The organism is Streptomyces sp. NBC_01092 (assembly GCF_045039535.1).
GTDB lineage: Bacteria > Actinomycetota > Actinomycetes > Streptomycetales > Streptomycetaceae > Streptomyces.
Genome location: NZ_CP108659.1, coordinates 526552 through 552166 on the forward strand (window position 1 = coordinate 526552; position 25615 = coordinate 552166).

Genomic DNA, 25615 nt, shown 5'->3' on the forward strand with positions numbered 1-25615 from the left:
GTGAGCAGCGCCTGCGAGATCGCCACGGCGGACGGGTCGAGCGCGCTCTCGCCGTCCTCCACGTCCCAGATCGCGTTCTGCAGCAGTCGTCCGAGGGTCCAGCCGGTCGCGCGTGCGCGGTCCAGGTCGAGGACCGAGGTGACGAGGTCGAAGCGGCGGCGCACCACGCGCGGGGTGTCGCCCTTGGCGACCAGGTCGTCCCACCTGCTGTTCAGGGCGGGCCAGAGGTCGAAGCCGGGATCGCCGGCGAGCGGCTCCGGATCGATGGCCAGCCACGGCTCGCGTTGTGCGGCGAGGACGTTGTCGTAGTGCAGGTCCCAGTGCAGCATCCGGTCTCCGGGCTCGTCGACCAGTTCGGCCACCGCCGACGCCCAGTCGAGCAGGAGGCGTCGATCCGCCGGGTCGGCCAGGGCGGCGACCGTCTGCGGGACCCCTTCCAGCATCTCCCTGGCGATACTGCCGAGACCGCGCAGTCCCGGCGGCGCGGGCACGCGGACCAGCCGGGACTGGAGCTCGGCGAGGATGCCCATCGCGACGTCGTCGTCCTCGACGGAGCTGAGCGCGCGGGCGGCGTCCAGGCGTTCCAGAAGCATGCCGGTGCTCGCGGGATCGTGGTCGAGCAGCCGCACCATGCCGTGGCCGTTCCAAGTACGCAGCCCGATGAGCGCGGCCGTGACCTCCTCTCGCCGCATCTGGAGCTTGAGGACCGCGCGCGTGCCGTCCTTGCGCAGGACCGGCAGCACGAGTGAGGCCTCCCCGGATCCGGGGTCGCCGTCGCGTCTCAGCTCCCAGCGGTCCATGAGTTCCGTGGCGAGAGCCGGCAGTGCGGCGATCCAGGCCCTCCCCTCGTCGCCGAAGGCTCTGGCACAGGACGTGGCCAGGGATTGCGGGACCTCGGCCGCTTCCAAGGGGCTCCCGCGCCGCTCACGCACAGCCGTGTTCCCTCCGGTCCTCGCCATACGCCCCCAGACCCGCTGCGGGCCGTGCGTGCCATGCTGGATCCAAGGCCTGATCGAGGCAAGCCGACAGGTGGAGTACGCGATGGACTGGGCCCGGTTCGCGCAGCAGCTGGCGTCGATGGCGCGCGATCTGCTCTCGCAGGAGTCGGTCGACGCCACCCTGGAACGGATCACCGCCTCGGCGATCGAGCTCGTGGAGGCCTGTGACGCGGCCGGGATCCTGGTGCTGCACGGCCAACAGGTCCAGTCGCTGGCGCCCACGCAGGAGCTGGTCGTCAAGAGCGACCGGTTGCAGGAGCAGATGCGCGAGGGGCCCTGCTTCGACGCCGCCCGCACGAAGCAGGGCGAGCGCGTGTTCCGGGTCCGGGACTTCACCCAGGATCAGCCGCAATGGCCCTCGTTCGGGCCCGCCGCCCGCGAGCTCGGCGTCGGCAGCATGATGGGCTTCCTGCTCTACACCGAGGACGAGGACCTCGGCGCGCTGAACGTCTACTCGCGCAAGCCCGGCGCGTTCACCGAAGCCAGCGAGCTGGCCGGCTGGCTGCTTGCCTCGCACGCCGCGGTCGCCTTCTCCAGCGCACGCGCCCACGCCCAGATGGAACACGCCGTCGCGACCCGCCACATGATCGGCGAGGCCATGGGCATCATCATGGGCAGCCACGACCTCACCGAGGAGCAGGCCTTCGACGTGCTGCGCCGCTATTCGCAGGAGAACAACATCAAACTGCGTGAGGTCGCCCGCCTGGTCTGCGATCACGGCAGCCTGGCCTGACGGGACGGTTGGGGCGGCTCCCCGGGCTCGTGGTCTGAACCAGAGGAGCCTGGCCGAACCCAGCCCCCAGGGGCACGCCGCCGAGCCCGGCCTCGCACTCCAAGTCCCCAGCCCGGCGCATTTCATCCCGCAGCCAGAGCGCGCACTCGGCATCGCGTCAACAAAATGACTGGAGACGAGACGGTCCGTTTTGTTATGGTGGACGCGTGGCTTTCTACTACTTCCCCTGAGTCCGGGCACGGCGCAGGCCGCCGTTTCCGCTGCCCGTAGACCCTTCGCACACCCCAGGGAAAGTCACGTGCGCGAACGCGCCCATACGCCCATGCCCGCTGCCGTGGCGCAGCTGTCCGTCAAGGACGTCACCAAGTCCTACGGCACCCGGACCGTCCTCGACCAGGTCACCTTCACCGTCCGCCCGGGCGAGAAGGCGGCCGTCATCGGCGAGAACGGCTCCGGCAAGTCCACCCTGCTCCGGCTGCTCGCCTCGGCCGAGGTGCCGGACGCCGGGGAGCTCACCGTCCATTTCCCCGGCGGCATCGGCCACCTCGCCCAGACCCTCGACCTCGACCCGGGCCGCACCGTTCAGGACGCCGTCGACCTCGCCCTCGCCGAACTGCGCGACATGGAGCGGCGGTTGCGCACGGCCGAGGAGCAGCTCGGTGAGGCGTCCGAGGACGAACTGGCCGCGTACGGTGAGCTGCTGATCGCGTACGAGGAACGCGGCGGGTACGACGCCGACGTACGGGTGGACGCCGCGATGCACGGACTCGGGCTCGCCGGGATCACCCGTGACCGCTTGCTCGGCTCCCTCTCCGGCGGCGAGCAGTCCCGGCTCGCGCTGGCCTGCGTCCTGGCCGCCGCCCCCGAGCTGCTGCTTCTCGACGAGCCGACGAACCACCTCGACGCGGCGGCCGTGCACTGGCTGGAGGAGCATCTGCGCGCCCACCGCGGCACCGTGGTCGCGGTCACCCATGACCGCGGCTTCCTGGAACGGATCGCCACCACGATCCTGGAGGTCGACCGGGACACGCACGCCGTACACCGCCACGGCGACGGCTGGGCCGGTTACCGCGCCGCGAAGGCCGCCGCCCGGCGCCGCGCGGAGCAGGATCACCTCGAGTGGCTCCAGGAGATGGCCCGTACCGAGGAACTGCTCGGCGCCGCCGGGAAGCGGCTGGCCACCACCGGCAAGGACCCGCGGCAGGGCTTCGGCAAGCACCGCCGCTCACACGACGCCAAGCTCGGCGGCCAGGTGCGCGCGGCCCGGGAGCGGCTGGCCCACCTGAGGCGCAACCCGGTGGCGGCACCGCCGCAGCCACTGCGGTTCACGGCGACACTGTCGTCGGCGGGCGACGAACCTCCCGGCGGCCACGTCCCCCACCCCGACCACCCGCTCGCCGAACTCGACGCCGTGACGGTCGGCACGCGGCTGCGCCTTGACGGGCCGCTGACCATCGCGCCCCGTCAGCGGCTGCTGGTCACGGGCGAGAACGGCGCCGGCAAGACGACGCTGCTGCGTGTCCTGGCGGGCGATCTGGAGCCGGACGCAGGCTCGGTACGCCGCCCTGCCCGGATCGGATACCTGGCGCAGGAGCTGCCCGCCCGCTCCACGCGGCGGCCGTTGCTCGCCGCCTTCGCGGCCGGGCGGCCCGGGCTGCCGTACGAGTACGCCGAACAGCTCCTGGCGCTTGGCCTGTTCCGTGAGGAGGACCTGGACGTCCCGGTCGCCGCGCTGTCCGCGGGGCAGCAGCGGCGGCTCCAGCTCGCCGCTCTGGTGACCCGGCCCGCGGACCTCCTCGTGCTCGACGAACCCACGAACCATCTCGCGCTCGACCTCGTCGAGGATCTGGAGGCGGCGCTCGCGGCCTACCCGGGGGCGGTGGTGGCGGTCTCGCACGACCGTGCCTTCCGCGAGCGGTTCCCGGGCGAGCGGCTCGAGCTGCGCGGCGGCCGCGGGTTCACCCTCACGGGGCCCGAGTCCTAAGGGACTGTTAGGTCTTGGTCCGCGCTGTTGAACGGCCCCGTCGTGCCATCGACTCTGTGTGCTCCCGGGCCGCAGACAAGGGAGTTTCGATGGCCACACAGACCACGACCGCGGGTGCGCGCGAGTCACGCCACGGCGAACGCAGGGTTGTCAGCAACATCCTGCGCGGATCGATCGGCAATCTGATCGAGTGGTACGACTGGTACGCCTACACCGCGTTCAGCGTGTACTTCGCCGCGGCGTTCTTCCCGTCCGGCGACCAGACCGCCCAACTGCTCAACACCGCCGCCGTGTTCGCCGTCGGCTTCCTGATGCGTCCGATCGGCGGCTGGGTGCTGGGGCGGTACGCCGACCGCCGTGGCCGGCGCGCGGCGCTGACGCTGTCGGTGACGCTGATGGCGGCCGGTTCGCTGATCGTGGCGCTGACGCCGTCGTACGACGCGATCGGGGTCGCCGCGCCGGTGCTGCTGGTGGCGGCGCGGCTGTTGCAGGGTCTGTCGGTCGGCGGGGAGTACTCGACCTCGGCCACCTATATGTCGGAGGTCGCCTCGCCCGGCCGGCGCGGCTACTACTCCAGCTTCCAGTACGTCACGCTCATCGCCGGCCAGCTGACCGCCCTCGGCCTCCAGATCGTCCTCCAGCAGCTGCTCAGCGGCACGCAGATGGAGTCGTGGGGCTGGCGGATCGCGTTCGTCGTCGGTGCCGCAGGGGCGATCGTCGTGCTGTGGCTGCGGCGCGGCATGGACGAGTCGGAGAGCTTCGAGCGCGTGGCCGCCGAGGGCGGGGACGAGAAGGACGGCGGTCCGGCGCGCGGCAGCCTGCGCATGCTGCTGTCCTACCCGCGGCAGTGCCTGATCGTCGTCGGCCTGACCATGGGCGGCACGCTGTTCTTCTACACGTACACGACGTACCTGCAGAAGTTCATGGTCAACACCAGCGGCATCGCCAAGCCGACGGCGGCCTGGATCAACTTCTTCGCGCTGCTGGTGTTCGTCGTGCTCCAGCCGGTCATGGGACTGCTGTCCGACCGCATCGGCCGGCGTCCGATGCTGATCGGGTTCGGCGTGCTGGGGGCGATCGTGGTGGTGCCCTCGCTGACGCTGCTGTCGCACACCAGCGATCCCGTGTACGCGTTCCTGCTCATGGTCGGTCCGCTGGCCGTCAGTTCGCTGTACACCTCGATCAGCGCGGTGGTGAAGGCCGAGCTGTTCCCGACCTCGATCCGGGCGCTGGGCGTCGGCCTGCCCTACGCGCTGACCGTGGCCCTGTTCGGCGGGACGGCCGAGTACGTCGCCCTGTGGTTCAAGGACGCCGGCCACGAGAGCTGGTACTTCTACTACGTCACCGCCTGCGTCCTGGTCTCGCTGCTCGTCTACATTCGGATGCGCGAGACGTCGGACGGATCGCCGCTGGAGAGCGAGGCCAAGGACTGACGGGAGGGTGGCGGGCGTGCACGTACTGCTGGCCGAGGACGACGACGGGGTAGCGGGTGCGCTGACCGAGGTGCTGTACGAGCACGGTCATCTGCCCACCCGGGTGCGGCGCGGCGAGGACGTCCTCGCCCGCCACCGGCAGGCCGACCTGCTGCTGCTCGACCTCGGTCTGCCCGACCTCGACGGGCTGGAGGTGCTGCGCAAGGTGCGCGCGGTGAGCGGCCTTCCGGTCGTGGTCCTCACCGCGCGCGGTGACGAACGGTCGGTGGTGCGCGGCCTGCGGCTGGGCGCCGACGACTACCTGGTCAAGCCGGTGCGGCTGGCCGAGCTGCTGGCCCGGATCGACGCCGTCACCCGCCGCGCCGCCCCGCCGACCGCGCCGGCGCCGCGTACGGTGCGCGCCGGTGACGTCGAGGTCGATCTCGACGCGCGCAGGGTGACGGTGGGCGGCGCGGAGGTGCGGCTGACCACGAAGGAGTTCGCGGTGCTGGCCGCGCTGGCGGGCCGGGCGGGTACGGCGGTCAGCCGGCAGCAGCTGATGGACGAGGTGTGGGGCGACGCCTATCTGGCGGTGTCCCGCTCGCTGGACGTCCATCTGACCCAGCTGCGGGCGAAGCTCGGCCGCCCGGACGTGCTGACCACGATCCGCGGCTTCGGCTACCGGTTCGGCGGCTGACCCCGTCCCATGCGTACCCGGGTGCTGACCGTCGTCCTGGCCTTCGCGGTGCTCGCGGTGGCCGGTTTCGCCGTGCCCCTGCTCGGGGTCACCGGCACGCAGCGCACGGAGCAGCTCGTCGCGGCGCGCACCGGCGACCTCGACCGCTTCGCCGGTCTGGCCGGGCAGGCCGCCGAGAGCGGTGACACCGGCGCGCTGACCGCCGAGGTCACGCGGTACGCCGAGCTGTACGGCGAGGCGGTCGTGGTCGTCGACGCCCGCCGTGCCCCCGTGGTGGAGGCGGGAGGTCTGCGCGCCGCGGACCCGGCCGTGGCCCGTCTCGTCGACGCGGCGCTGCGCAACCAGCGCGTCTCGCCCGGAGGCACGCTGCGCCCCTGGTCCCGGGGCGACAAGCTGCTCGCCCGCCCGGTGGGCACCGGCACCCGGGTGTCGGGCGCCGTGGTGCTGCGGGCCTCGGTGCGGGCCGCCGCCGACGACATCGCCCTGCGCTGGGCACTGGTCCTGGCCGGGGCGGGCCTGTTCGCCGTGGCCTGCGTGCTGCTCGCCCGCGCCGCCACGCGGTGGGTCGTACGGCCCCTGCATCACCTGGACCGCGCGGTCGGCGCGCTCGCGGCGGGGCTGCCGGCCGAGCACGCCCGGGGCGGCGGCCCGCCCGAGCTGCGGCAGCTGGCCACCGGCTTCAACCGCATGGCCGACGCGGTGACCACCGCACTGGAACAGCAGCGCCGCCTGGTGGCCGACACCTCGCACCAGCTGCGCAATCCGCTCGCCGCGCTGCGCCTGCGCATCGACTCCCTGCAGCTCCGTCTGCCCGACTCCGCCACCCGCACGTACACGGGCGTGACCGCAGAGCTCGAACGCATGGAGCACCTCCTGGACGACCTGCTCGCCCTCGCGAACGCCGAGCACCGCGCCGGGGAACTGGCTGTGACGGACGCGCCGGAGGCGTCCTGCGACGCGACGGGGGTCGCCGACGCCCAGACGCAGCTGTGGCGCCCGGTGGCCGAACAGGGCGGCGTCCACCTCGACCGCGTCCCCGGTCCCGCCGTCCTGGTGGCCTGCACGGAGGGCGAGCTGGCCCAGGTCGCCGACATCCTCCTGGACAACGCGATCAAGTACGCCGGGAGCGGCGCCCGCGTCGAGACGCGCTGTTTCGCGGCGGGCCCGGACGCGGTGTTCGAGGTGCGGGACGACGGCCCGGGGCTCGGCCGGGCCGAACTCCCCCAGGCGGGCACCCGCTTCTGGCGCTCCGAGCGCCATCGGGACGTACGCGGCAGCGGCCTGGGGCTGGCGATCGCGGAGCAGCTGGTGGCCGGCCGGGGCGGACACGTCGAGTTCGCGTCGGCCGAACCGCACGGGCTGCGGGTCAGGGTCGTGCTCCCGCGCGCCCGGCAGGAGACGCCCACGACGAAGGGGCGTACGCCATGACCGGCACGGCTCGTCGCACCGTGCTGCGCGCCGCCCTCGGCGTGGCGGGTACCGGACTGCTCGCGGCCGCCGGGACGGCCGACTCCCGGCACACGGACCGTGGCCCGCAGGGCAGGCTGCGGATCGCGACCGGCGAGTCCGGCAACCTCTACGCGGCCTTCGGCCTGCTGCTCGCCGACCAGGTGCGGGCGGCCTACCCCCGGCTGTCCTGCGAGGTGATCAACAGCGAGGCCAGCGTGGACAACATACGCATGCTGCAGTCCCGCCGGGCCGATGTGGCGCTGTCCCTGGCCGACATCGCGTGGGCCGCGTACGGCGGTTCGCAGCCGTTCGCCCGGCGGGTGCCCCTGCGGGCGATCGGCCGGGTGTACGAGAACTACCTTCAGTTGGCCGTGCGCGCCGACGCGCCGATCCGGTCCGTCGCCGACCTGGCGGGGCACACCGTCTCCCTGGGCGCGCCCGCGTCCGGCGGCGCCGTGCTCGGCGAGCGCCTGCTGCGTGCCGCGGGGTTGACCCCGGGTGCCGACGTCCGGGTCCGCCGTATGTTGCTGCCGCGGGCGGTACGCGCGATGCGGGACGGTGAGATCGACGCCCTGCTGGTGTCGGGCGGCCTGCCGCTGCCGGCGCTCTCCGGGCTCGGCGCCCGGCGCGGCATCCGCCTCCTGCCGCTCGCCGCGCTGCTCCCCCGCCTGCGTGCCGGTACGGAGCCCTCCGGGCCGGGTCTCGAGGCGGTGACGGTGCCGGCGGGGGCGTACCCGGGCACGCCCGAGGTGACCACCATCGGTGTGGCCAACCTGCTGCTGTGCCGCCCCGACCTGCCCTCCCCCGTCGCCGCCGCCCTCACCGACGTCCTGGTGCGCCGCGCCACGCACCTCGTCCCCACCACGGCCCTGGGCACCCAGTTCCTGGACGCCCGCAGCCTGATCTCGACCGGCGCCGTGCCGCTGCATCCCGGTGCGGTCGTCGCGTACCGCGAACTGCACGGCTAGCAGCGCGCCGGCAGGCCCCGCCCGTACGGGTCCCTCGTGCGCGGACCGGTCCCGCCCCTGACCTATCTTGGCCTGCATGCAGTCATACACGATCGGCCAGGCCGCACGGCTGCTCGGCGTGAGCCCGGACACCGCGCGGCGGTGGGCTGACGCGGGGCGCGTGGCGACCCATCGCGACGAGGGCGGCAGACGGCTCATCGACGGGAAGGACCTGGCCGCCTTCTCGGTGGAGCTCGCCAAGGGCGGCAGCGGCGAGGAGGACGCCTCCTACACCTCGGTCCGCAACGCCTTCCCCGGCATCGTCACCGCGATCAAGCTGGGGGACGTGGCCGCCCAGGTGGAGATCCAGGCCGGACCGCACCGGCTGGTGTCGCTGCTGACGCGGGAGGCCGTGGAGGAGTTGGGGCTGGAGGTGGGCATGGAGGCCACCGCCCGGGTGAAGTCGACGAACGTGCACATCGACCGCGTCTGAGCGTGCCGGGCGGTGACCCCCGCGCTCACTTGGTGACCGAGTAGGAGTGCGCGCCGGTCCCGGCGAGGGCGCCGCCGTCCACGATCAGGTACTCGTCGCGGATCGGGCGGCCCGCGAACCAGGACTCCAGGATCTCGCGGGTGCCCGCGGCGTAGCGGGCCTGCGCGGAGAGGGAGGAGCCCGAGATGTGCGGGGTCATGCCGTGGTGCGGCATGGTGCGCCAGGGGTGGTCGGCGGGGGCCGGCTGCGGGTACCAGACGTCTCCTCCGTAGCCCGCCAGCCGCCCGCTGCGCAGGGCGCGGTCCACGGCGTCCCGGTCCACGATCCTGGCCCGGGCGGTGTTGATGAGGTAGGCGCCCCGCTTCATCGTCGCGAGCAGTTCGTCGCCGAAGAGGCCCTCGGTCTCCGGGTGCAGTGGTGCGTTGATCGTGACGACGTCGCAAGTAGGCACCATGTCGGCGGCCGTCGCGTGGAAGGTGAGCCCGAGTTCCTCCTCCAGCTCGCGCGGCAGCCGGTGCCGGTCGGTGTAGTGCAGCTTCACGTCGAAGGGCGCGAGGCGCCGCAGCACCGCAAGGCCGATGCGGCCCGCGGCGACCGTCCCGACGTGCATGCCCTCCAGGTCGTACGAGCGGGCCACGCAGTCGGCGATGTTCCAGCCGCCGTCCCGCACGACCTGGTGGGACGGCAGGTAGTTGCGCACCAGGGACAGCGTCGTCATCACCACGTGCTCGGCGACGCTGATGCTGTTGCAGTACGTCACCTCAGCGACCGTCACCCCGTGCGCGATGGCCGCGTCGAGGTCGACGTGGTCGGAGCCGATGCCCGCGGTGACGGCCAGCTTCAGGTTCCGGGCGGCCGCGATGCGCTCCGCGGTGAGGTACGCCGGCCAGAACGGCTGCGAGATGACGACGTCCGCGTCGGGCAGTTCACGGTCGAAGACGGATCCGTCGCCCTCCTTGTCGGAGGTGACGACGAGGGTGTGGCCGGCCTTCTCCAGGTAGTCGCGCAGGCCGAGTTCCCCGGAGACGCTGCCGAGGAGGTGGCCGGGGGTGAAGTCGACGGCCTCGGGAGTGGGGGTGGTCTGGCCGCCGGGGTAGTGGTCGATGGCCGGCAGGTCGTCGCGGGCGTACGCCTTCGGGTATCCGTCGGTGGGGTCGTCATACAGGACGCAGAGCACCTTGGCCATGTCGCGGCTCCTCAACTGGCGTTGCGGGAAGATGCGGTTCACGATCCTCGTCGCCGAACGCCCTGGTCAAAGCGAACCTCGCTATGCCCGGATAGGCCGCGGCTATCAGCTGCGCAGATACGTCCGCAGACGTGCCTCCAATGCGTCGCGCACGCCCGCCTCGCGTGCCACCTTCAGCAGCGCCTGCGCCAGGACCGACTGGGGTTCGCTGCGGGCGACGACCAGCCCGACGCGTGGTCCGTGCGCGGGGCCCTCCAGCGGGACCACCCGCATCCCCTCCGGCACCCCGAACATGTGCAGCCACGCGTGAGAGATCACGCTCGACCAGCGGCCGCCGGGCAGATGGGCGTAGAGCCCGGCGACGCTGTCCGTCTCGATGGCGGGGGCCGCCGTGGCGCCGTCGGCGGCGAAGCAGTCGTCGATGATCCGCCGGTTGCGCATCCGCGGGGACAGCAGGCACAGCGGCAGGGCGGCGGCCTGCGACCAGCGCGCGGTGTCGGAGCCTCCCAGCGGCCCGTCGACAGGGGTGAGGAGCATGTACCGCTCCTCGTAGAGCGGATGGCGGCGGACCTGGCGCAGCGTGTCGTCGTCCAGGTAGGTCATCGCCGCGTCCAGCTCGAACTCCGCCAGTCCGTGGGTGATCTGCGCCGACGACAGCGACTCCAGGGCCACCGCGGCGCGCGGGTGCCGCTCGCAGAAGGGAGTGGTGAGGAGGGAGGCGACGGGCAGGGCCGTCGGGACGACACCCAGCCGCAGGGTGCCGGTCAGGCCGCCACGCAGGGCCGACAACTCCTGGCGCAGTGCGTCCTGCTCGGCGAGGATGCGGTGCGCCCACGCCAGGACCACCTCGCCCTCCGGCGTCAGTCCCTCGTAACGGCGGCCCCGGCGCACGATCGGCACGTCCAGTTCGCGTTCGAGCCGACGGATCGCGGCGGACAGCGACGGCTGAGAGACGTAGCAGGCGGCGGCCGCCCGCGCGAAGTGCCGCTCGCGGGCGAGCGCGACGAGGTACTCCAACTGACGCAGCAGCATGCGCGACCCCCTGGGGTTCCGGTGTGCCGACGTACAGCATGGTCGCGGTTCGTGCGGGAGCGGGCGGCCGAGGAGAGCCCCTTCAACCCGGTCGCCCCCGCCTTCGCCGACGCCCTGCCCGCTGCCGTCCTCCCCGTCAGTCCCAGGCGCTGTATCCGCCGTCCACGTGAATCGCCTCGATGCCGCTGATGTACCGGGCGCCGCAGCGGTCCTGGGGCAGGACGAGCTGCGGTCCCGCACGGTCGAGCGGCGTGCCGTCGAGGGTGACCGCCAGCAGGACGGGGGCACGGCCGAAGTCCGGGTCGATCTCCGCCCAGGACAGCAGGGCACGGTGGCCGTCGGCGCCGCGCACGGCGATCAGGAAGCGCAGGCGGTCCTTGCGGCGGGCGGGGTCGAAGACGGGACCGGCGTCCGTGAGGACGTCGTGCAGGAGCGGCCCGGTGAAGCGATGGTTCTGCACGCCGCTGGTGGCGCACTCGAAGGCGACCTCCGCGCGGTGCTGGGGCCAGCCGAGCAGGTCGGGCACCGTGAGGCGGGCCGGGTGGTCCAGGTCTCCGGCGAGGACGAGTTCAGCCGCCGGTCCGGCGGTCGTACGGGCAGCTGCGAGGGACTGACTCACGGGCTACCACCTCCCGGGTGACCGTACCCGAACACCGCCCCCGTAGAAACGCACATGCCATGCCAACAGATGATGGATGCGGCTCATGCAAAGCGACAGGAGACTTTCCCCTCGCAGTTGCGGCATTATCATCGGCGTATCGTCACCGACGTGATCCTCGGGGATGTGTCGGCGCAGGTGGAGATCCAGGCCGGACCGTTCCGGATGGTACGAGGTCGTCGAAAGACCGTAGCTGAGTCCGTCAGGACCAAAGGGGAGTGGACCCGTGATGACCCGTTCCGTGCGCCGGACCCGCCGGATGTTGAAGGTGACCGGCGCAGGCGCCGCCGCCCTGCTGGCCCTGAGTGCCTGCTCGTCCTCCGACTCGGATTCCGCCGGGTCGGACTCCTCGGCGTCGGCCTCCGCGTCGGACAAGCTGTCCGGCGAGGTGACCGTCTTCGCGGCGGCCTCGCTGAAGGAGAGCTTCACGACGCTGGGCAAGGAGTTCGAGAAGGAGCACCCGGGCACGAAGGTGACCTTCAGCTTCGGCGGCAGCGACGCCCTCGCCGCGAGCATCACCGGCGGTGCGCCCGCCGATGTGTTCGCCTCGGCCAGCCCGAAGACGATGAAGATCGTCACCGATGCCGGGGACGCCACCGGCACTCCGGCCACCTTCGTCCGCAACCAGCTGGAGATCGCGACCCTGCCGGGCAACCCCGACAAGATCGCCTCCCTGAAGGACCTGACCGAGTCGGACCTGAAGGTCGTGCTGTGCGACAAGACGGTGCCGTGCGGCGCCGCCGCCCAGAAGGCCGTCGACGCGAGCAAGCTGAAGCTGACGCCGGTCTCCTACGAGGAGGACGTCAAGTCCGCCCTCAACAAGGTGGTGCTGAAGGAGGCCGACGCGGCGGTCGTCTACAAGACCGATGTGAAGGCCGCGGGTGACACGGTGGAGGGCGTGGAGTTCCCCGAGTCGGCCGACGCCATCAACGACTACCCGATCACCGTGCTGAAGGAGTCGCAGAACACCGAGGCCGCCAAGGCGTTCATCGCGCTGGTGCAGTCCCCCGAGGGCCAGAAGGTCCTTTCCGAGGCAGGGTTCCTCCAGCCGTGACCTCCCCGTCCATGGACAAGGCCGACGCCGCGGACACCCTGACCGGTGGCCCGCGGCGCCGCCGCGTTCGCGGGGACCGTGCCGGCCGGCGCGTACGCGGGGGTGCGCCGCTGCCGCTGCTCCTGCCCGCGCTGATCGGACTGGCCTTCCTTGTCCTCCCGCTCGTCGCCCTGCTGATCCGGGCGCCGTGGCGCAGCATGCCCGACCTGCTGACCAGCTCCGAGGTGTGGCAGGCCCTGCAGTTGTCCCTGGTCTGCGCGACGGCGGCGACCGCGGTGAGCCTGGTGATCGGGGTGCCGCTGGCCTGGCTGCTGGCCCGGGTGGAGTTCCCCGGGCGCGGTCTCGTACGGGCCCTGGTCACCCTGCCTCTGGTGCTGCCGCCGGTCGTCGGCGGTGTGGCGCTGCTGATGGCGCTCGGCCGCAACGGCGTCGTGGGCCGGTGGCTGGACGACTGGTTCGGGGTCACGCTGCCGTTCACGACGGCGGGCGTGGTGGTGGCGGAGGCGTTCGTCGCGATGCCGTTCCTCGTCATCAGCGTGGAGGGCACGCTGCGCGCCGCCGATCCGCGCTACGAGGAGGCCGCCACGACCCTGGGCGCCTCCCGCTTCACCGCGTTCCGCCGGGTCACCCTGCCACTGATCGCCCCCGGCATCGCCGCCGGAGCCGTCCTCGCCTGGGCCCGGGCGCTCGGCGAGTTCGGGGCGACGATCACCTTCGCCGGCAACTTCCCGGGCCGTACCCAGACCATGCCGCTCGCCGTCTACCTCGCCCTCCAGAACGACCCCGAGGCGGCGATCGCCCTCAGCCTGGTGCTGCTGGCCGTGTCGATCGCCGTGCTGGCGGGGTTGCGTGACCGATGGATGACCGCCTCATGACCGACACCGAGAAGACCACAGTCTTCGAGAAGACCACAGTCGACGCTCGCACCGGGACCGGTGAGGGCCTCGACGCCCGGCTGGTGGTGGAGCGTGGCGCCTTCCGACTGGACGTGACCCTGAACGCCGCACCCGGCGACGTGGTCGCGCTGCTCGGTCCCAACGGCGCGGGCAAGACGACCGCCCTGCGGGCCCTCGCCGGTCTCGTCCCCCTGTCCGACGGTCATCTCCGGCTGGACGGTGCGGAGTTGGACCGTACGCGTCCGGAGTCCCGGCCGGTCGGGGTCGTCTTCCAGGACTACCTGCTGTTCCCGCATCTGTCCGCGCTGGACAACGTGGCGTTCGGGCCGCGCTGCCATGGGGCCACCAAGGCTCAGGCCCGTGCGCGGGCTGCCGGGTGGCTGGAGCGCATGGGTCTCGCCGAGCACGCCGGCAGCAAGCCGCGCAGGCTCTCCGGCGGTCAGGCGCAGCGTGTCGCCCTCGCCCGTGCGCTGGCCACCCATCCGCGGCTGCTGCTGCTCGACGAGCCGCTCGCCGCCCTGGACGCCCGCACCCGCCTCGACATCCGCGCCCAGCTCCGCCACCACCTGGCCGATTTCGAGGCGGTCGCCGTGCTCGTCACGCACGATCCGCTGGACGCCATGGTCCTGGCCGACCACCTGGTCGTCATCGAGGGCGGCCATGTCGTGCAGGAGGGCACGCCGTCCGACATCGCCCGGCATCCGCGCACCGACTACATCGCGCACCTGGTCGGCCTCAACCTCTACCGGGGAGAGGCCCAGGGGCACACGGTCCGCGTCGACGCGGGACCCGCGATCACGACCACCGAGGACCTCACCGGGCCGGTCTTCGTCGCCTTCCCGCCCAGCGCGGTCACCCTGCACCGCGAGCGCCCCACCGGCTCCAGCGCCCGCAACCTCTGGCGCTGCGAGGTGGCGGGCCTGGAGACCCACGGCGACCAGATCCGCGCCGACCTCACCGGCGAACTGCCGCTGGCCGCCGACCTCACCACCATCGCCGCCGCCGAGCTCGACCTGCGCCCCGGCGTCACGGTGTGGGCGACAGTGAAGGCCACCCAGACGCACGCGTACCCGGCGTGAGGGACAGCGCGTCGCAGGGCTGCCTTGGTCTGCGAGGGGTCGCGGGGTGTTTGCCTCGCGGCTGCGACGGGGTTCCCGCGGGCGGCGCACGTGCCGGACTACGGTGGACCGGACAGCACCCCGAACGGGGGCAAATCCCCCATACCCTGCGAGGCGTACGACCATGAGCCTGAGCATCCGCAACCAGATCCCCGGCACCGTCACCTCCGTCACCCCGGGGGAGGCCATGGCGACGGTCAGGGTCCGCCTCGCCGGCGGCCAGGACGTCACCGCCGCCATCACCGCCGACGCCGTCAAGGACCTGGGCCTCGCGCAGGGCTCCGCCGTACACGCCCTGGTCAAGGCCACGGAGGTCGCGCTGGCGACCGGCCCGGTGGAGGGGCTGTCCATCCGCAACCGGCTGTCCGGCACGGTGCGCGAGGTCGCGACGGGCGCCGCCATGGCCTCGGTGCGCGTCTCGGTCGACGGCGGCGAGATGACCGCCGCCATCACCAAGGACGCGGTCACCGATCTCGGCCTCGCGGCGGGCTCCGCCGTCACCGTCCTGTTCAAGTCGACCGAGGTGTCGCTCGCGACCGTCTGAGCCCGGTACGGCGTCCCAAGGGGGCGAGTCCTGAACGGTCAACTGCCGGGTGCCTCCTGGAGCTTGGCGAGGGTCAGGACCTCGCCGCCGATGCCCCAGCCGCCGTCGGGGACCTCCTCGACGAGCACCAGGGTGGTGGCCCGGGCGCGTTCGCCGTAGACGTCGACGTACAGCTGGGTGGCGGCGGTGACGAGGTGCTCCATCTGCTCGGTGGTGAGGGTCCCGGCGGGGACCTTGAAGTTCGCGAACGGCATGGTGGGGGCTCCCTGGACTCGGGGTCGGTAACGGCACTTGCGGGCTCCACCATCGGTCGGCGCCAGGCCCGTGACCAGGGCTGTGCTCACCCTGGGGTTGCCATCCCCTGGGTGGGCGGGCCGGTCGGGGGCAGGATGGGCGGCGTGAACCTCTCCGAACTCGCCGCGTTCCTCAAGTCCCGGCGCGCCCGTGTGCGGCCCCGCGATGTCGGGCTCACGGCCGGGCCCCGCCGTCGCGTCCCGGGTCTGCGCCGCGAGGAGGTGGCGCAGTTGGCCGGCCTGTCCGCGGACTACTACACGGAGCTGGAGCGCGGCCGAGGGGCACAGCCCTCCGACCAGACGCTGGCCGCCCTGTCGCGCGCGCTGCGGCTGAGCAGGGACGAGCGCGACCACCTCTTCCACCTGGCGGACCGCCGTATCCCCCCGGCCGCGCACGGCCCGGCCGCACACGTCGAGCCCGGCCTGCTCAGCCTGCTCGACCGGCTCACCACGACGCCCGCCATGGTCATCACCGCTCTCCACGAGACCTTGGCGCAGAACGCACTGGGCGCCGCCCTGGTCGGAGCACATCCGCCGGTCGGCGCGCCGGCGGCGGCCGGCCCCACGACCGGTTTCCTCTACCGCTGGTTCACAGAGCCGTCCTCGCGCGACCTGTATCCGCCCGAGGACCACCCCCACCACTCCGCCGTGTTCGTCTCCGACCTGCGGGCGGTGGCCGCCCGGCACGGCCGGGACGCCGGGATCGCCGGGCTGGTGGCCCGACTGCGGCGGTCCAGCGAGGAGTTCACCGCGCTGTGGGACACCGGTGACGTGGGCGTGCGCCGGGCCGATCACAAGCGGATCGTCCATCCCACGCTCGGCGTCATCGAGGTGGACTGCCACAGCCTGTTCAGCGAGGACGGCCACCAGCGGCTGCTGTGGTTCACCGCGCCGCCGGGCTCGCAGGGCGCGGCGCGGCTGGAACTGCTCCCCGTGATCGGACGCCAGGACATGTCGGCGGCGGGTGAGGAACGGGCCGTCTGAGGGCCGGCGAGCTCGCCGGGCACACCGGCTCGGGAGCCGCGCTCACCCCTCTGGGGAGTTCAGCCACTTCTGGCCGCCGAGCGGGAACTCGTACGCCGGACGCCCATTGTTGCCGCTCGTCCGGAACGGCTTCCCGCCGTCGTCGACGACCAGCGTGCCCTTGCGGTCACCGCTGGACCACGCCAGCTCCAGGTACCACCGCACGTCGTACGCCGACGCGTCGGCCGTGACCTCGAAGACCTCCGGGTCCGACTCGCTCACCTTGAACGGGAAGTCCCGCTGCCCGGCACCGGCGACGACGGTCGGCCGAGCGCCGTCGAGTGCCACGGTGAAGGGCCGGGTCGGCACGTTGCCTCCGCACCCGACGCCCATCACGTAGTCGTTCCAGACCGGTGGCGTGTCCTTGCCGACCACCCGGACCTTCAGGCCGTCGACGACCACCGTCTCCTCCCCCGTGCCCTGGACGGTGAGCGTCAGCAGCTGCTCCCCTGCCGACACCGCCTTGTACGCCCCGACCCAGGCCGGCGCGTCCTGCTCCACCGGCGGCGGACCGACCTCCGTCGCGGGCCGGTCGATCAGATAGTGCTGGGAGCAGGGGCCCTCCCAGCTGTACGGCCGGGTGTGCACGGTGAGGGGAGGCTTGGAGTCCGGCTTGTCGGCCGTGCCTGCCCCGCCGTTTCCCGTGCCCTTCGTCGAGGTCGCAGAGGGCGAGGGGGACTTCGGCCGGTCGGGCTCGGTGCTCTTCGACGGGGACGCCGACGCGCTCTCCTCGCTCTTCGCCGGACGGCCGGATGCGTCCTTCGAGGCGGCGGCGCCGACGGCGCTGCCCCGGCCCGCGTCGCCCTGCTCCCCGCCCGACGGCAGACTCACAGCCAGCGCGGCGCCGCCGAGGACGACGGCCAGGCCGACACCGGCGAGGACGGCGGTACGGCGCTGGAGGCGACGAGGGCGCTGCGGACGGTCGGGCTGGATGGGGCCCGGGGTGTCGGCGGAAGCGGACGCGACCTCGGGAGGGTCGGCGGGGGCGGACACGGCTGCAGGAGGGCTGGCGGGGCGGGACACGGCCGCAGAGGTATCGCCGGTAACCGACACGGTCTCAAGCGGGTCGGGCACGACGGTCGCGCTGTCGGAGGGAGTCTGCGCGTCCCCCGCCCCCTTCCTCCCCCGAAGCGCATCCGCCAGCACCCACCGCCGGTGCAGCTCCACCAACTCGTCCGGCGATGCCTTGCACAGCCGGGCCAGCCGCTCCACGGGCGCGTAGTCGGTGGGCACGGCGTCGCCGTTGCAGTACCGATGCAGCGTCGACGTGCTCATGTGCAGCCGTTTGCCGAGGACTCCGTAGCTGAGTCCCGAGCGGTCCTTCAACTGCCTCAGGAATGCAGCGAAATCGGCCGCCGCAGTGCCTTCCGACACCGTTCCTCCCTCCCCCAGGTCCCATTCCCCCGTTCCAGGGGAAGGGCATTTCACCAGGTCAGACGCGTTCCAGTCGTTCCAGTGTCCCTCATCGCCCGCCGGACGTGGCGGCCGGGACGGGACCCGGATCATGCTCTGGTCATCCAAGCACGCCGCTCCCGGCAACCGGTCGAGCGGATGCGCCCAAACCCTTTGCACGGACAAGGAATCAGCCATGCGCACCTTCCGCCACGCCCGCCTCCTCGCCGCGACCGGCGCCGCCCTGACCGCCCTCTCGCTCACCGCCTGCGAGAACGGCTCCGGCACCCGCGACGAGGGCGCCGGAGCTTCGGGGTCGCCGACCTCGACGACGCAGGAGACGAAGCCGGCTGAGGACAAGTCGTCGCAGGGCCAGTCGTCGGGGGGCCAGTCGTCGCAGGGCCAGTCGTCGCAGAGCACCGGCTCCGGAAAGGGCTCCGGGCAGACCTCCCAGCCGGGCGACTCGGCGCAGAACGGCTCCGGCGGCAGCGCCGACAAGGGGGGCAAGGACGACGACGCCCCGAGCGACCTCGCCATCTGCAACGGCTCCAACACCCGGACCACGGCCCAGCCGGTCCCCCGCCCGCTCAACCACGTGCTGCTCACCGTCACCAACACCGGCTCGAAGCCGTGCGGTCTGATGTACTACCCGGTGCTCCGCTTCGACGAGATGCAGTGGGTGCCGCAGGCGATCGAGGACACCAAGCCGCAGGCCGTGACGATCCTGGACCCGGGCGCGTCCGGCTACGCGGGCGTCCTGCTCAGCGCGGCCGACGGCAGCGGCATGGGAGGCGACACCGGTCGCAAGCTCACGATCGCCTTCCAGGGCAGGACCCCGAACAGCGACGGCGGCCCGTCGGCCACGCCCTCCCTGCCGGCCAAGGGCGTCCACTACGACAGCGCCCTGAGCGTCACCTACTGGCAGACGGACATCGAGACGGCCCTCAACTGAACGGCGACTCGGGGGAACGACGACTCGGGCTGATCCCCGGGGCCTCCGGGGCACTTCGGTGCCCCGGAGGCCGCACGGTCCGCGGCCGACGGGCGCCGGTGCACGCCACGGGGGCGGGGGAAGCGTAGCGTCGGGGGCGCGCCAGACAGGTTCGGAAAGGAATCACGATGGAGCCCACCGGCATCACGCCCAACCTCCACGTCCCCGACATCGCCGCCGCACGCGACTTCTACACCGGCTACCTCGGCCTGAGCGTCCAGGACTTCGACATGGGCTGGGTCGCCCGCTACCGGTCACCCGACGGGCGGGCCCAGATCCAGCTGGTGACCCGCGACGCGAGCGCGCCCGAGCTCGCCGCCGTCTCGGTCCGCGTCGGCGCGGGCGTCGACCAGGCCTACGCCGACGCGCTCCGCCGCGGTTACGAGATCGTCCACCCGCTCACCGACGAACCGTGGGGCCTGCGCAGGTTTCTCGTCCGCGCGCCCGACGGCAACGTCCTCAACATCGTCAACCACCGGGACGACTGACGGCACCTCACGCGCGAGGCTTGTGTGTCGCCGCGAAGGCATCCGCGGCGGCGAGGTCGAAGTCCCCGTGATCGCTGCCGAGTCCCTGCGCCACCAGGGCCGCCGCCGCGCAGCCGAGGACGGCCGAGGCGTACGGCGTCCGCCCCAGACCCGTGCCGCGGACGAACCCGGCCGAGAACGCGTCGCCGCAGCCGGTGGTGTCCACGACGTCGATCGCGAAGGCGGGTACCTGCTCCGCGGTGTCCGGGGTCACCAGCAGCGCGCCGTCCCCGCCCCGCGTGACCGCGACCAGGCCGGCCCCGGCGGCGAGGAGCTTGCGTGCGCCCGCGATCAGGTCCTGCTCGCCGGTGAAGCCGAGGACCTGGTCCTCGTTGGGCAGCATGTGGTCGACGAAAGGCAACGCGGACTCGATCTGGTCGAAGCTGCCGAGCTCGCCCGGCGCGAGAAGGTCCATGGAGGTGGCCACGCCGTGCTCCTTGGCGTGCGACAGGATGCGCGTGGCGGTGTCGACACCGATCAGCTCGGGGCCGCCGAGGTGCAGGTGGTCCGCTTCGGCGATGGCGTCCCAGGGCACGTCGTCGGGGCCGTAGGTGATGTTGGCGCCCAGGAGGTGGAGGGAGGGGCGGTCGCCGTTCGGGCGGATGGGCAGGACGCTCGCGGAGGTGGCGGTGTCCGTGCGGCGGACGAGGAACCGGGTGTCGATGCCTGCCCTGTCGAGGAGTTGGACCAGCATGTCGCCGGTGGGGTCCGACCCGATCGCCCCGGCGCTGTGGACCGAGGCGCCGAGCTTGGCGAGGGTGAGCGCGGTGCCGCCGGCCGTGCCGGCGGCCGTCATCCTGATGTCCTCGACCAGTGTCGCGCCCTGGCCCTCGGGTATGGCCTCGACAGGCCGCACCAGCACGTCCAGCACATGCACGCCCAGCGTGACGACCTTCATCGGTTTCCCTCCTGCACGGGTGGTACGGGGTGGGTGGTGCCGTAGTTCCGGGCGAGCGCGGCCTCGATCACGCCGAGTTGCTGCTGTTCGTCGAGGACGCGGGGCGTGCCGACGGCTGCGGCGTGCTGGTAGACGCCGCACGCCCACTCCAGCAGCAGCGCGTGTTCGACCGCCTTGCTCAGTGTCGGGGCGTGGGTGAGCGCGCCGTGGCCGGCCATCAGCGCCGCGCTACGGCCGTCCAGCGCCGTCAGGACGGACTCGGCGAGCTCGGGTGTGCCGAAGGTGGCGTACGGCGCGACCCGCACCGAGCCGCCGAGGGCGAGCAACTGGTAGTGGATGCAGGGCAGTTCGTCGAGGACGCAGGACAGCGCGGTCGCCATCGGAGCGTGCGTGTGGACGACCGCGCCCGCGCCATAGCGGCGGTAGACGCCCAGGTGCAGGTCGAGTTCGGAGGTCGGCTCGAACGTGCCGGCCACGACGGCTCCGTGGAGGTCGACCACGGTCACCTGGTCCGCCGTGAGTTCGGCGAGGACCGCGCCGGTCGCCGTGATCGCGACTCGGTCGTCCACCCGTGTGCTGACGTTGCCGGCCGTGCCGATCAGCAGCCCCTGCGCCCCCAGTCGACGGCACGCCTCGGCCACGGCGGCGCGCTCCTGACCCAGCACCGAGCTTGAGCCTGTCATGTTCGCGACGCTAGCCTAAAGCTGAAACAAAGTCACGTTCACATTCGGAGGCCGCACATGGGCGATCCGCCCCCGGAGCCCGGCGGCACCTGGCAGGTCCCGCTGCGCCGCACTCCCCAACAGGCGCGCAGCAGGGCCCGGCTGGCCCGGGTCCTGCAGGCCGCGGAACGCGTCCTGGTCCGCGAGGGGCCGCAGGCGCTGACGACGACCCGGATCGCGGCGGAGGCCAAGGTCTCGGTCGGTTCGCTGTACCAGTACCTGCCCGACCGGGACGCCATCGTCGACGCCCTCGCGGCGGGCTACTTCGCCCGGCTGGAGGCGACCATGGACGACCTGGTCCGGGCCGCGACGACCGAGAAGTGGGGCGACCCGGTCGGCGTGCTCATCGACACCTACGCCGCTATCTACCGCACTGAACACGGCTTCAGAGCCCTGTGGTTCGGCAGCAGCCTCACCGAGCAGACGCGGTCGGCGGACCGCGAGCACAAACGCCGGATGGCGGACGGCATCCGGCGCATCCTGCTGGCCCTGGGCCTCGCCCGGGACGACGAGGCGCTCGCCCGCGCCTGCCACGCCGCGGTCCTCGCCGCCGACGCCCTCGCGCAGGAGGCGTTCCGCCGGGATCCCGAGGGTGATCCGGGTCTGCTCGACGAGGCGAGGCTCATGCTGCGCGGGTACCTCGCCGGCGTCACCGCGCGCTATCGCTGACCTGGGGCTCCGCGAACGGCGGAGTCGGCTCTGGCATCCTGGCGTGGTGCTGAAACCCACGCCGGTCACTCCGGACGCCCCCGGACGCATACGCATCCCTCTCCTCACCCAGGAGTGGCTCGACCTCACCTTCATCCACTGGGCCGTCGAGCCGGACGTGGTGGCGGGGCTGCTGCCGAGGGGCACCGTTCCGGACACGCACGACGGGGTCACGTACGTCGGCCTGGTCGCCTTCCGGATGCATCGGGTCGGCTGGCTGCGGATGCCCGGAGTGCCGTATCTCGGGACCTTTCCGGAGACCAATGTGCGTCTGTACTCGGTGGACGAGCACGGGCGGCGCGGTGTCGTGTTCCGGTCGATGGACGCCGCACGGCTGATCCCGGTCGTGATGGGACGCGTCGGCTTCCGGCTGCCGTATCTGTGGTCCCGGATGACCGTCCAACCGTCCAGCGACACGGTCACCTACACCAGTTCCCGCCGCTGGCCCGGCCCGCGCGGCGCGTCCAGCCACCTCACCGTGCGCACCGGCGAGCGCATCGAGGAGCCCACCGAGCTGGAGCACTTCCTCACCGCCCGCTGGGGCATGCACAACGCCTTCTTCGGCGAGCCCGAGCCGCTGGCGTACCTGCCCAATCATCACCCTCGCTGGCCCCTGTACCGCGCCGAGCTGCTCACCTGCGAGGAGAACCTGATCACGGCGGCCGGACTGCCGGCCCCGAGTTCCGCCCCGGTCAGCGTGCTGTATTCCCCCGGCGTCCCCGTCCGGCTCGGCCGTCCGGCGCGCCCCGCGGGCATCCCCACGCCCTGACCGGCATGCGCGTGTCGAATTTCCGTGCCCGGCGCCGACGTATCGGATGAGGGCCGGCGCCGCGCCATGCGGCCGCACGGCCGGTAGCCGGTTCGGAACGGAGATCGATCATGTTGCTGAAGGACAAGGTCGCTGTGGTGTACGGCGCGGGTGGCGCCATCGGCGGGGCCGCCGCGCGCGCCTTCGCCCGCGAGGAAGCGCGGGTCTTCCTCGCCGGGCGAACCGCGGCACCGCTGGACAAGCTCGCCGAGGACATCCGTGCCGCGGGCGGCGAGGCGGAGACCGCCGTGGTCGACGCGCGCGACGAGTCGGCGGTTGACTCCTTCGTCGACGGCGTCGCCGCGCGGGCCGGGCGGATCGACGTCTCGTTCAACGCCATCGGCTACGGAGACGTCCAGAAACCGCTGATGGAGATCTCGGAGGCGGACTTCCTCCAGCCCATCGTGACCGCGATGCGGTCGCAGTTCCTGACAACGCGGGCGGCGGCCCGGCACATGACCGCGCGCGGCACCGGAGTGATCCTCGCCTTCGGCGGCGGCGGGCCGCAGACACTGCCCGGCCTCGGCGGTTTCAAGATCGCGCTGGACGCCCTGGAGGGACTGCGCCGCCAGTGGGCCATCGAGCTGGGCCCGCACGGCATCCGAGTCGTGACCCTGAAGACCGGCGGTGTGCCGGAAACCCTGCCCGAGGGGTTCCCCGGCGGGGACGCGATCGTCGACAGCCTGGTCGGGGCGACGCAGCTCGGACGCGCCGCGACCCTCGCGGACGTCGGTGACGTGGCCGCCTTCGTCGCCTCCGACCGGGCTCGTACGCTCACCGCGACGGACGTGAACATCTCCTGCGGCGCCATCGTGGACTGAGGCGCCGCGGGCTCGGCACGGCGAACGCGAGGGGCCCGGACCGGTCTTCCCGGTCCGGGCCCCTGCGGAACGTCGGCGCGTCAGGCACCGTTCTGCTGTGTCGTCACCCTCATCGGGCGCTGCGCCTGGCGCGGATCAGCACCAGGAGGCCGCCCATCAGGAGGACGGCGCCGGCCGCGGCCGGCCACAGCGTGGTGCCCGTCTCGGCCAGGTTGCCGCCGACCGCCTGTGGCTTGGTCCCCAGACTGTCCTCGGTGTCCTCGCCGGGGGGTGGCGTCTGCGCCGCGGCGCCTGACGCGTTCGCGTCGTCGTCGCCGGAGCCGCCCTGCGCCTGATCGTTGTCCGCGGCGGCCGACGGGGTTCCGTCCGACTTGGGCGCCACCGTGCTCGACACGGTGGGCTTGTCATCGTTCACCGGGTCGGTGGCCGGCTCCTCGTCACCGGGCTCCTCGGTCGCGGGGGCCTCGGTGGCCGGGTCCTCAGTGGCGGGGTCCTCGGTGGCCGGGTCCTCGGTCGCGGGGTCCTCGGTCGCCGGCGGGTCCGTCTGCTCGTCCCCTCCGTTGCCGGGCTCGGGCTTGTCGTCCGCGGGCGGCGCAGTGGTGGGATCCTCGGTCGGCTGCTGGGTCGGCTCCTCCTGGCCCGGGTCGTCGCCCTCGTCGGCGCCGACACCGCACTTGCGGCCGTCGTTGATGCAGTCGACCATCTCGCCCATCAGGTCCTCGTTGAAGACATTGATGAAGTCGCCGTGGTCGGTGACCGGCTTGTGCAGCTGCTCGGGGAAGGAGTCCACCGCGAACAGCGGGGTCGTCTTCCCGCCGTCCTGGAGGCTGGGCGCGTCGACGTCGTACACGATCCGCTGCACCAGCTGCGGAATGGCCTTGAAGCCGTTCGCGCAGCTGCCGTCCGCGGCGGCGAACGCCACGTGGGTGCGGTGGTTGGCGCTGTCGATGTTCGTCCCGTCCCAGCAGCTCTGGAACTTGAAGGTGCGCACCACGTCACTGCCCTGCGGGCACAGCGGGTACTTGTCCTTCAGCTGGCGGTCCTCGAACCCGGTGCAGCTCCAGGAGGCGTTGGCGTTGGCGGTGCCGTTGACGAACGCCTTGGCGTCACCGGTGATGATGCGCAGCAGGCGCGGCATCTCGGTGACCTTGCTGCGGGGGTTGCCCACGAAGTTCAGCGTCACTTCCTTGGGAGTGACGATCTCGCCTGCGTTCCCCTCGATGCCGCCGCCGGGCTTGGCGGCGTCCTGTTCCTGGCTGCCGTTCTGGAGACGGATCACAGGCCAGTAGTACGTGGACTTGTCGCCCTGGTTGACGCAGCTCGTCTCGGCGTTCGCCAGGTCCTCGTCGCTCGCGAAGGCGTCGTTGGACTGGTTGCCGATGTAGTCGTGGAAGTGGTGGGCGCCGTTGGAGACGCCGGGAGCCACGATGACGTTGTCCGAGTTGAACAGGCCGTTCTCGTTGACTCCGCAGCTGGTGGCGAAGGTGCCGCGGGAGGCGTCCGACGACAGGGCCGGGCTGGGCACGTTCGGCTGCACGGCCTTGATGTCCGCGTAGTCCGCGACAGCGGGGCCGTTGCCGGCCTGGCCACCGTTGCCGGCCTGGCCGCCGTCGCCGTTCTGGCCGCCGTCGCCCTGCTGTTGGCCGTCCCCGGCGCCGTCCTGGTTGTCGCCGCCGTCGTCCTGGCCGTCAGCGCCGTCCGCCTGGTCGCCGCTGCCGCTTTCGGGGGCGCGCAGGGTGCAGGCGGCGAGGTCCTCCAGGCCCTGCGGCCGGTCTCCCACGCGGTCCACGGCGATGGCGATCCGCTCGATCGTCGCGCCACGCTTCTCCTTCAGCGGCTTCATGATCGCGTTGTCGGCGAAGCCGGCGTCCTGCTGGATCGCCTGCGCCGACTCCGTCAACCGCTGGTAGGCATCGGCGATCTGCTGGTCCAGGAGGGCGAGTTCCTTGGCGACGTCCTCCTTCGCCTCGTCCGGCACGGCCGTCAGCTTGGTGCCGACGTCCGGGCAGTCGATGGTGCCGGACGGGGAGGACAACGTCTGAGCGGGGTCCTCTCCACCGTCTTCGGTCGCCGAGGCGTAGACGTTGGCCCCCACCAGGCCGCCGCCGCCCAACATCAGCGCGACCGCTGCAAAAGTCGCGCGCCGTGCGCCCGTTGGGCGTCTTCGCGTGCTGCGTCCCAAGGAAGTACTCCTACGCCTCGTGGTCGGTCAGGGCATCAAAATCCCCTGC

General features: G+C 72.4%; 25 protein-coding genes and 1 pseudogene. 17 read left to right on the forward strand and 9 right to left on the reverse strand.

Annotated elements, in window-relative coordinates; translation table 11 throughout:
• Window positions 1–5: 5 nt before the first annotated feature.
• A pseudogene (locus OG254_RS02210) lies at window positions 6–908 on the reverse strand (aminoglycoside phosphotransferase family protein); the annotation flags it as partial.
• Window positions 909–1041: 133 nt separating this feature from the next.
• Here OG254_RS02210 and OG254_RS02215 point away from each other — a divergent pair.
• The 7 genes from OG254_RS02215 to OG254_RS02245 all read left to right on the forward strand — a co-directional run bounded on the left by OG254_RS02215 (window position 1042) and on the right by OG254_RS02245 (window position 8713).
• The gene (locus tag OG254_RS02215; protein WP_405576776.1) at window positions 1042–1731 is read left to right on the forward strand and encodes a GAF and ANTAR domain-containing protein; all 690 of its coding nucleotides are present in this window, start codon (window positions 1042–1044) and stop codon (window positions 1729–1731) included.
• A gap of 322 nt (window positions 1732–2053) precedes the next feature.
• Entirely contained in the window at window positions 2054–3715 is a 1662-nt protein-coding gene (abc-f, locus tag OG254_RS02220) for a ribosomal protection-like ABC-F family protein (RefSeq protein ID WP_405576778.1), read from the forward strand.
• A gap of 89 nt (window positions 3716–3804) precedes the next feature.
• Entirely contained in the window at window positions 3805–5148 is a 1344-nt protein-coding gene (locus OG254_RS02225) for an MFS transporter (protein ID WP_405576780.1), read from the forward strand.
• A gap of 16 nt (window positions 5149–5164) precedes the next feature.
• Window positions 5165–5824, forward strand: a complete 660-nt coding sequence (locus OG254_RS02230; protein ID WP_405576782.1) for a response regulator transcription factor — start codon at window positions 5165–5167, stop codon at window positions 5822–5824.
• 9 nt (window positions 5825–5833) lie between these two features.
• Window positions 5834–7252, forward strand: coding sequence for an ATP-binding protein (locus tag OG254_RS02235; protein WP_405576784.1), 1419 nt, complete (start codon window positions 5834–5836; stop codon window positions 7250–7252).
• Complete coding sequence (locus OG254_RS02240) at window positions 7249–8241, forward strand: TAXI family TRAP transporter solute-binding subunit (RefSeq protein WP_405576786.1); 993 nt, start codon at window positions 7249–7251, stop codon at window positions 8239–8241. Before OG254_RS02235 ends, OG254_RS02240 begins: the two co-directional genes overlap by 4 nt.
• 76 nt (window positions 8242–8317) lie before the next feature.
• Complete coding sequence (locus tag OG254_RS02245; protein WP_351198017.1) at window positions 8318–8713, forward strand: helix-turn-helix transcriptional regulator; 396 nt, start codon at window positions 8318–8320, stop codon at window positions 8711–8713.
• Between the two features lie 25 nt (window positions 8714–8738).
• Here the strand turns inward: OG254_RS02245 and OG254_RS02250 are convergent, their stop codons facing one another.
• From OG254_RS02250 to OG254_RS02260, 3 genes are all read right to left on the reverse strand, one after another.
• Entirely contained in the window at window positions 8739–9899 is a 1161-nt protein-coding gene (locus OG254_RS02250; protein ID WP_405576788.1) for an NAD-dependent formate dehydrogenase, read from the reverse strand.
• A 105-nt stretch (window positions 9900–10004) separates the two neighbouring features.
• Complete coding sequence (locus OG254_RS02255) at window positions 10005–10931, reverse strand: LysR substrate-binding domain-containing protein (protein WP_405576790.1); 927 nt, start codon at window positions 10929–10931, stop codon at window positions 10005–10007.
• A gap of 136 nt (window positions 10932–11067) precedes the next feature.
• A complete protein-coding gene (locus tag OG254_RS02260) occupies window positions 11068–11550 on the reverse strand; it encodes a molybdopterin-dependent oxidoreductase (protein WP_405576792.1) in 483 nt (160 codons plus the stop codon).
• 268 nt (window positions 11551–11818) lie between these two features.
• Here OG254_RS02260 and modA point away from each other — a divergent pair, with 268 nt between their 5' ends.
• The 4 genes from modA to OG254_RS02280 all read left to right on the forward strand — a co-directional run bounded on the left by modA (window position 11819) and on the right by OG254_RS02280 (window position 15201).
• Complete coding sequence (gene modA, locus OG254_RS02265) at window positions 11819–12643, forward strand: molybdate ABC transporter substrate-binding protein (protein ID WP_405576794.1); 825 nt, start codon at window positions 11819–11821, stop codon at window positions 12641–12643.
• 11 nt (window positions 12644–12654) lie between these two features.
• The gene (gene modB / locus OG254_RS02270) at window positions 12655–13518 is read left to right on the forward strand and encodes a molybdate ABC transporter permease subunit (RefSeq protein ID WP_351198126.1); all 864 of its coding nucleotides are present in this window, start codon (window positions 12655–12657) and stop codon (window positions 13516–13518) included.
• Complete coding sequence (locus OG254_RS02275) at window positions 13515–14618, forward strand: ABC transporter ATP-binding protein (protein WP_405576796.1); 1104 nt, start codon at window positions 13515–13517, stop codon at window positions 14616–14618. The genes modB and OG254_RS02275 overlap by 4 nt, the downstream gene beginning before the upstream one ends.
• 163 nt (window positions 14619–14781) lie before the next feature.
• A complete protein-coding gene (locus tag OG254_RS02280) occupies window positions 14782–15201 on the forward strand; it encodes a molybdopterin-binding protein (RefSeq protein WP_405576798.1) in 420 nt (139 codons plus the stop codon).
• Window positions 15202–15239: 38 nt separating this feature from the next.
• On the opposite strand, the gene OG254_RS02285 is transcribed toward OG254_RS02280, so the two are convergent.
• Window positions 15240–15455 carry a tautomerase family protein gene (locus OG254_RS02285; RefSeq protein ID WP_405576800.1) on the reverse strand — a complete coding sequence of 72 codons (216 nt, stop codon included), beginning with the start codon at window positions 15453–15455 and terminating at the stop codon, window positions 15240–15242.
• Between the two features lie 144 nt (window positions 15456–15599).
• On the opposite strand from OG254_RS02285, the gene OG254_RS02290 reads away from it, so the two are divergent.
• Entirely contained in the window at window positions 15600–16478 is an 879-nt protein-coding gene (locus OG254_RS02290; protein ID WP_405576802.1) for a helix-turn-helix domain-containing protein, read from the forward strand.
• A gap of 42 nt (window positions 16479–16520) precedes the next feature.
• On the opposite strand, the gene OG254_RS02295 is transcribed toward OG254_RS02290, so the two are convergent.
• Window positions 16521–17891 (reverse strand): helix-turn-helix domain-containing protein, encoded by a 1371-nt coding sequence (locus OG254_RS02295; protein ID WP_405576804.1) that lies wholly within the window; start codon window positions 17889–17891, stop codon window positions 16521–16523.
• 214 nt (window positions 17892–18105) lie between these two features.
• Here OG254_RS02295 and OG254_RS02300 point away from each other — a divergent pair, with 214 nt between their 5' ends.
• Window positions 18106–18861, forward strand: coding sequence for a DUF4232 domain-containing protein (locus OG254_RS02300; protein ID WP_405576806.1), 756 nt, complete (start codon window positions 18106–18108; stop codon window positions 18859–18861).
• A gap of 167 nt (window positions 18862–19028) precedes the next feature.
• Window positions 19029–19388: a VOC family protein gene (locus OG254_RS02305; protein ID WP_351197829.1), complete on the forward strand. Its 360-nt coding sequence runs from the start codon at window positions 19029–19031 to the stop codon at window positions 19386–19388.
• 7 nt (window positions 19389–19395) lie between these two features.
• Here OG254_RS02305 and OG254_RS02310 read toward each other — a convergent pair whose 3' ends face one another.
• Window positions 19396–20325, reverse strand: a complete 930-nt coding sequence (locus OG254_RS02310; protein ID WP_405576808.1) for a carbohydrate kinase family protein — start codon at window positions 20323–20325, stop codon at window positions 19396–19398.
• Window positions 20322–21008, reverse strand: coding sequence for a class II aldolase/adducin family protein (locus OG254_RS02315; RefSeq protein WP_405576810.1), 687 nt, complete (start codon window positions 21006–21008; stop codon window positions 20322–20324). Before OG254_RS02315 ends, OG254_RS02310 begins: the two co-directional genes overlap by 4 nt.
• Window positions 21009–21065: 57 nt before the next feature.
• Here OG254_RS02315 and OG254_RS02320 point away from each other — a divergent pair, with 57 nt between their 5' ends.
• The 3 genes from OG254_RS02320 to OG254_RS02330 all read left to right on the forward strand — a co-directional run bounded on the left by OG254_RS02320 (window position 21066) and on the right by OG254_RS02330 (window position 23384).
• On the forward strand, window positions 21066–21716 hold the full coding sequence (locus OG254_RS02320) for a TetR/AcrR family transcriptional regulator (RefSeq protein ID WP_405576812.1): 651 nt from the start codon (window positions 21066–21068) through the stop codon (window positions 21714–21716).
• A gap of 46 nt (window positions 21717–21762) precedes the next feature.
• Window positions 21763–22524, forward strand: coding sequence for a YqjF family protein (locus OG254_RS02325; RefSeq protein ID WP_405576814.1), 762 nt, complete (start codon window positions 21763–21765; stop codon window positions 22522–22524).
• Window positions 22525–22634: 110 nt separating this feature from the next.
• Window positions 22635–23384: an SDR family NAD(P)-dependent oxidoreductase gene (locus OG254_RS02330; protein WP_405576816.1), complete on the forward strand. Its 750-nt coding sequence runs from the start codon at window positions 22635–22637 to the stop codon at window positions 23382–23384.
• A 109-nt stretch (window positions 23385–23493) separates the two neighbouring features.
• On the opposite strand, the gene OG254_RS02335 is transcribed toward OG254_RS02330, so the two are convergent.
• A complete protein-coding gene (locus OG254_RS02335; RefSeq protein ID WP_405576817.1) occupies window positions 23494–25500 on the reverse strand; it encodes a DUF1996 domain-containing protein in 2007 nt (668 codons plus the stop codon).
• Window positions 25501–25615 lie beyond the last annotated feature (115 nt).

Excerpts from the sequence above, each read along its gene's own strand:
- OG254_RS02215 (WP_405576776.1), top strand. The coding sequence starts at position 1,042 with ATGGACTGGGCCCGGTTCGCGCAGCAGCTGGCGTCGATGGCGCGCGAT.
- abc-f (WP_405576778.1), top strand. The coding sequence starts at position 2,054 with ATGCCCGCTGCCGTGGCGCAGCTGTCCGTCAAGGACGTCACCAAGTCC.
- OG254_RS02225 (WP_405576780.1), top strand. The coding sequence starts at position 3,805 with ATGGCCACACAGACCACGACCGCGGGTGCGCGCGAGTCACGCCACGGC.
- OG254_RS02235 (WP_405576784.1), top strand. The coding sequence starts at position 5,834 with ATGCGTACCCGGGTGCTGACCGTCGTCCTGGCCTTCGCGGTGCTCGCG.
- OG254_RS02240 (WP_405576786.1), top strand. The coding sequence starts at position 7,249 with ATGACCGGCACGGCTCGTCGCACCGTGCTGCGCGCCGCCCTCGGCGTG.
- OG254_RS02245 (WP_351198017.1), top strand. The coding sequence starts at position 8,318 with ATGCAGTCATACACGATCGGCCAGGCCGCACGGCTGCTCGGCGTGAGC.
- OG254_RS02250 (WP_405576788.1), bottom strand. The coding sequence starts at position 9,899 with ATGGCCAAGGTGCTCTGCGTCCTGTATGACGACCCCACCGACGGATAC.
- OG254_RS02255 (WP_405576790.1), bottom strand. The coding sequence starts at position 10,931 with ATGCTGCTGCGTCAGTTGGAGTACCTCGTCGCGCTCGCCCGCGAGCGG.
- modA (WP_405576794.1), top strand. The coding sequence starts at position 11,819 with ATGACCCGTTCCGTGCGCCGGACCCGCCGGATGTTGAAGGTGACCGGC.
- modB (WP_351198126.1), top strand. The coding sequence starts at position 12,655 with ATGGACAAGGCCGACGCCGCGGACACCCTGACCGGTGGCCCGCGGCGC.
- OG254_RS02275 (WP_405576796.1), top strand. The coding sequence starts at position 13,515 with ATGACCGACACCGAGAAGACCACAGTCTTCGAGAAGACCACAGTCGAC.
- OG254_RS02280 (WP_405576798.1), top strand. The coding sequence starts at position 14,782 with ATGAGCCTGAGCATCCGCAACCAGATCCCCGGCACCGTCACCTCCGTC.
- OG254_RS02285 (WP_405576800.1), bottom strand. The coding sequence starts at position 15,455 with ATGCCGTTCGCGAACTTCAAGGTCCCCGCCGGGACCCTCACCACCGAG.
- OG254_RS02300 (WP_405576806.1), top strand. The coding sequence starts at position 18,106 with ATGCGCACCTTCCGCCACGCCCGCCTCCTCGCCGCGACCGGCGCCGCC.
- OG254_RS02305 (WP_351197829.1), top strand. The coding sequence starts at position 19,029 with ATGGAGCCCACCGGCATCACGCCCAACCTCCACGTCCCCGACATCGCC.
- OG254_RS02310 (WP_405576808.1), bottom strand. The coding sequence starts at position 20,325 with ATGAAGGTCGTCACGCTGGGCGTGCATGTGCTGGACGTGCTGGTGCGG.
- OG254_RS02315 (WP_405576810.1), bottom strand. The coding sequence starts at position 21,008 with ATGACAGGCTCAAGCTCGGTGCTGGGTCAGGAGCGCGCCGCCGTGGCC.
- OG254_RS02320 (WP_405576812.1), top strand. The coding sequence starts at position 21,066 with ATGGGCGATCCGCCCCCGGAGCCCGGCGGCACCTGGCAGGTCCCGCTG.
- OG254_RS02330 (WP_405576816.1), top strand. The coding sequence starts at position 22,635 with ATGTTGCTGAAGGACAAGGTCGCTGTGGTGTACGGCGCGGGTGGCGCC.
- OG254_RS02335 (WP_405576817.1), bottom strand. The coding sequence starts at position 25,500 with ATGTTGGGCGGCGGCGGCCTGGTGGGGGCCAACGTCTACGCCTCGGCG.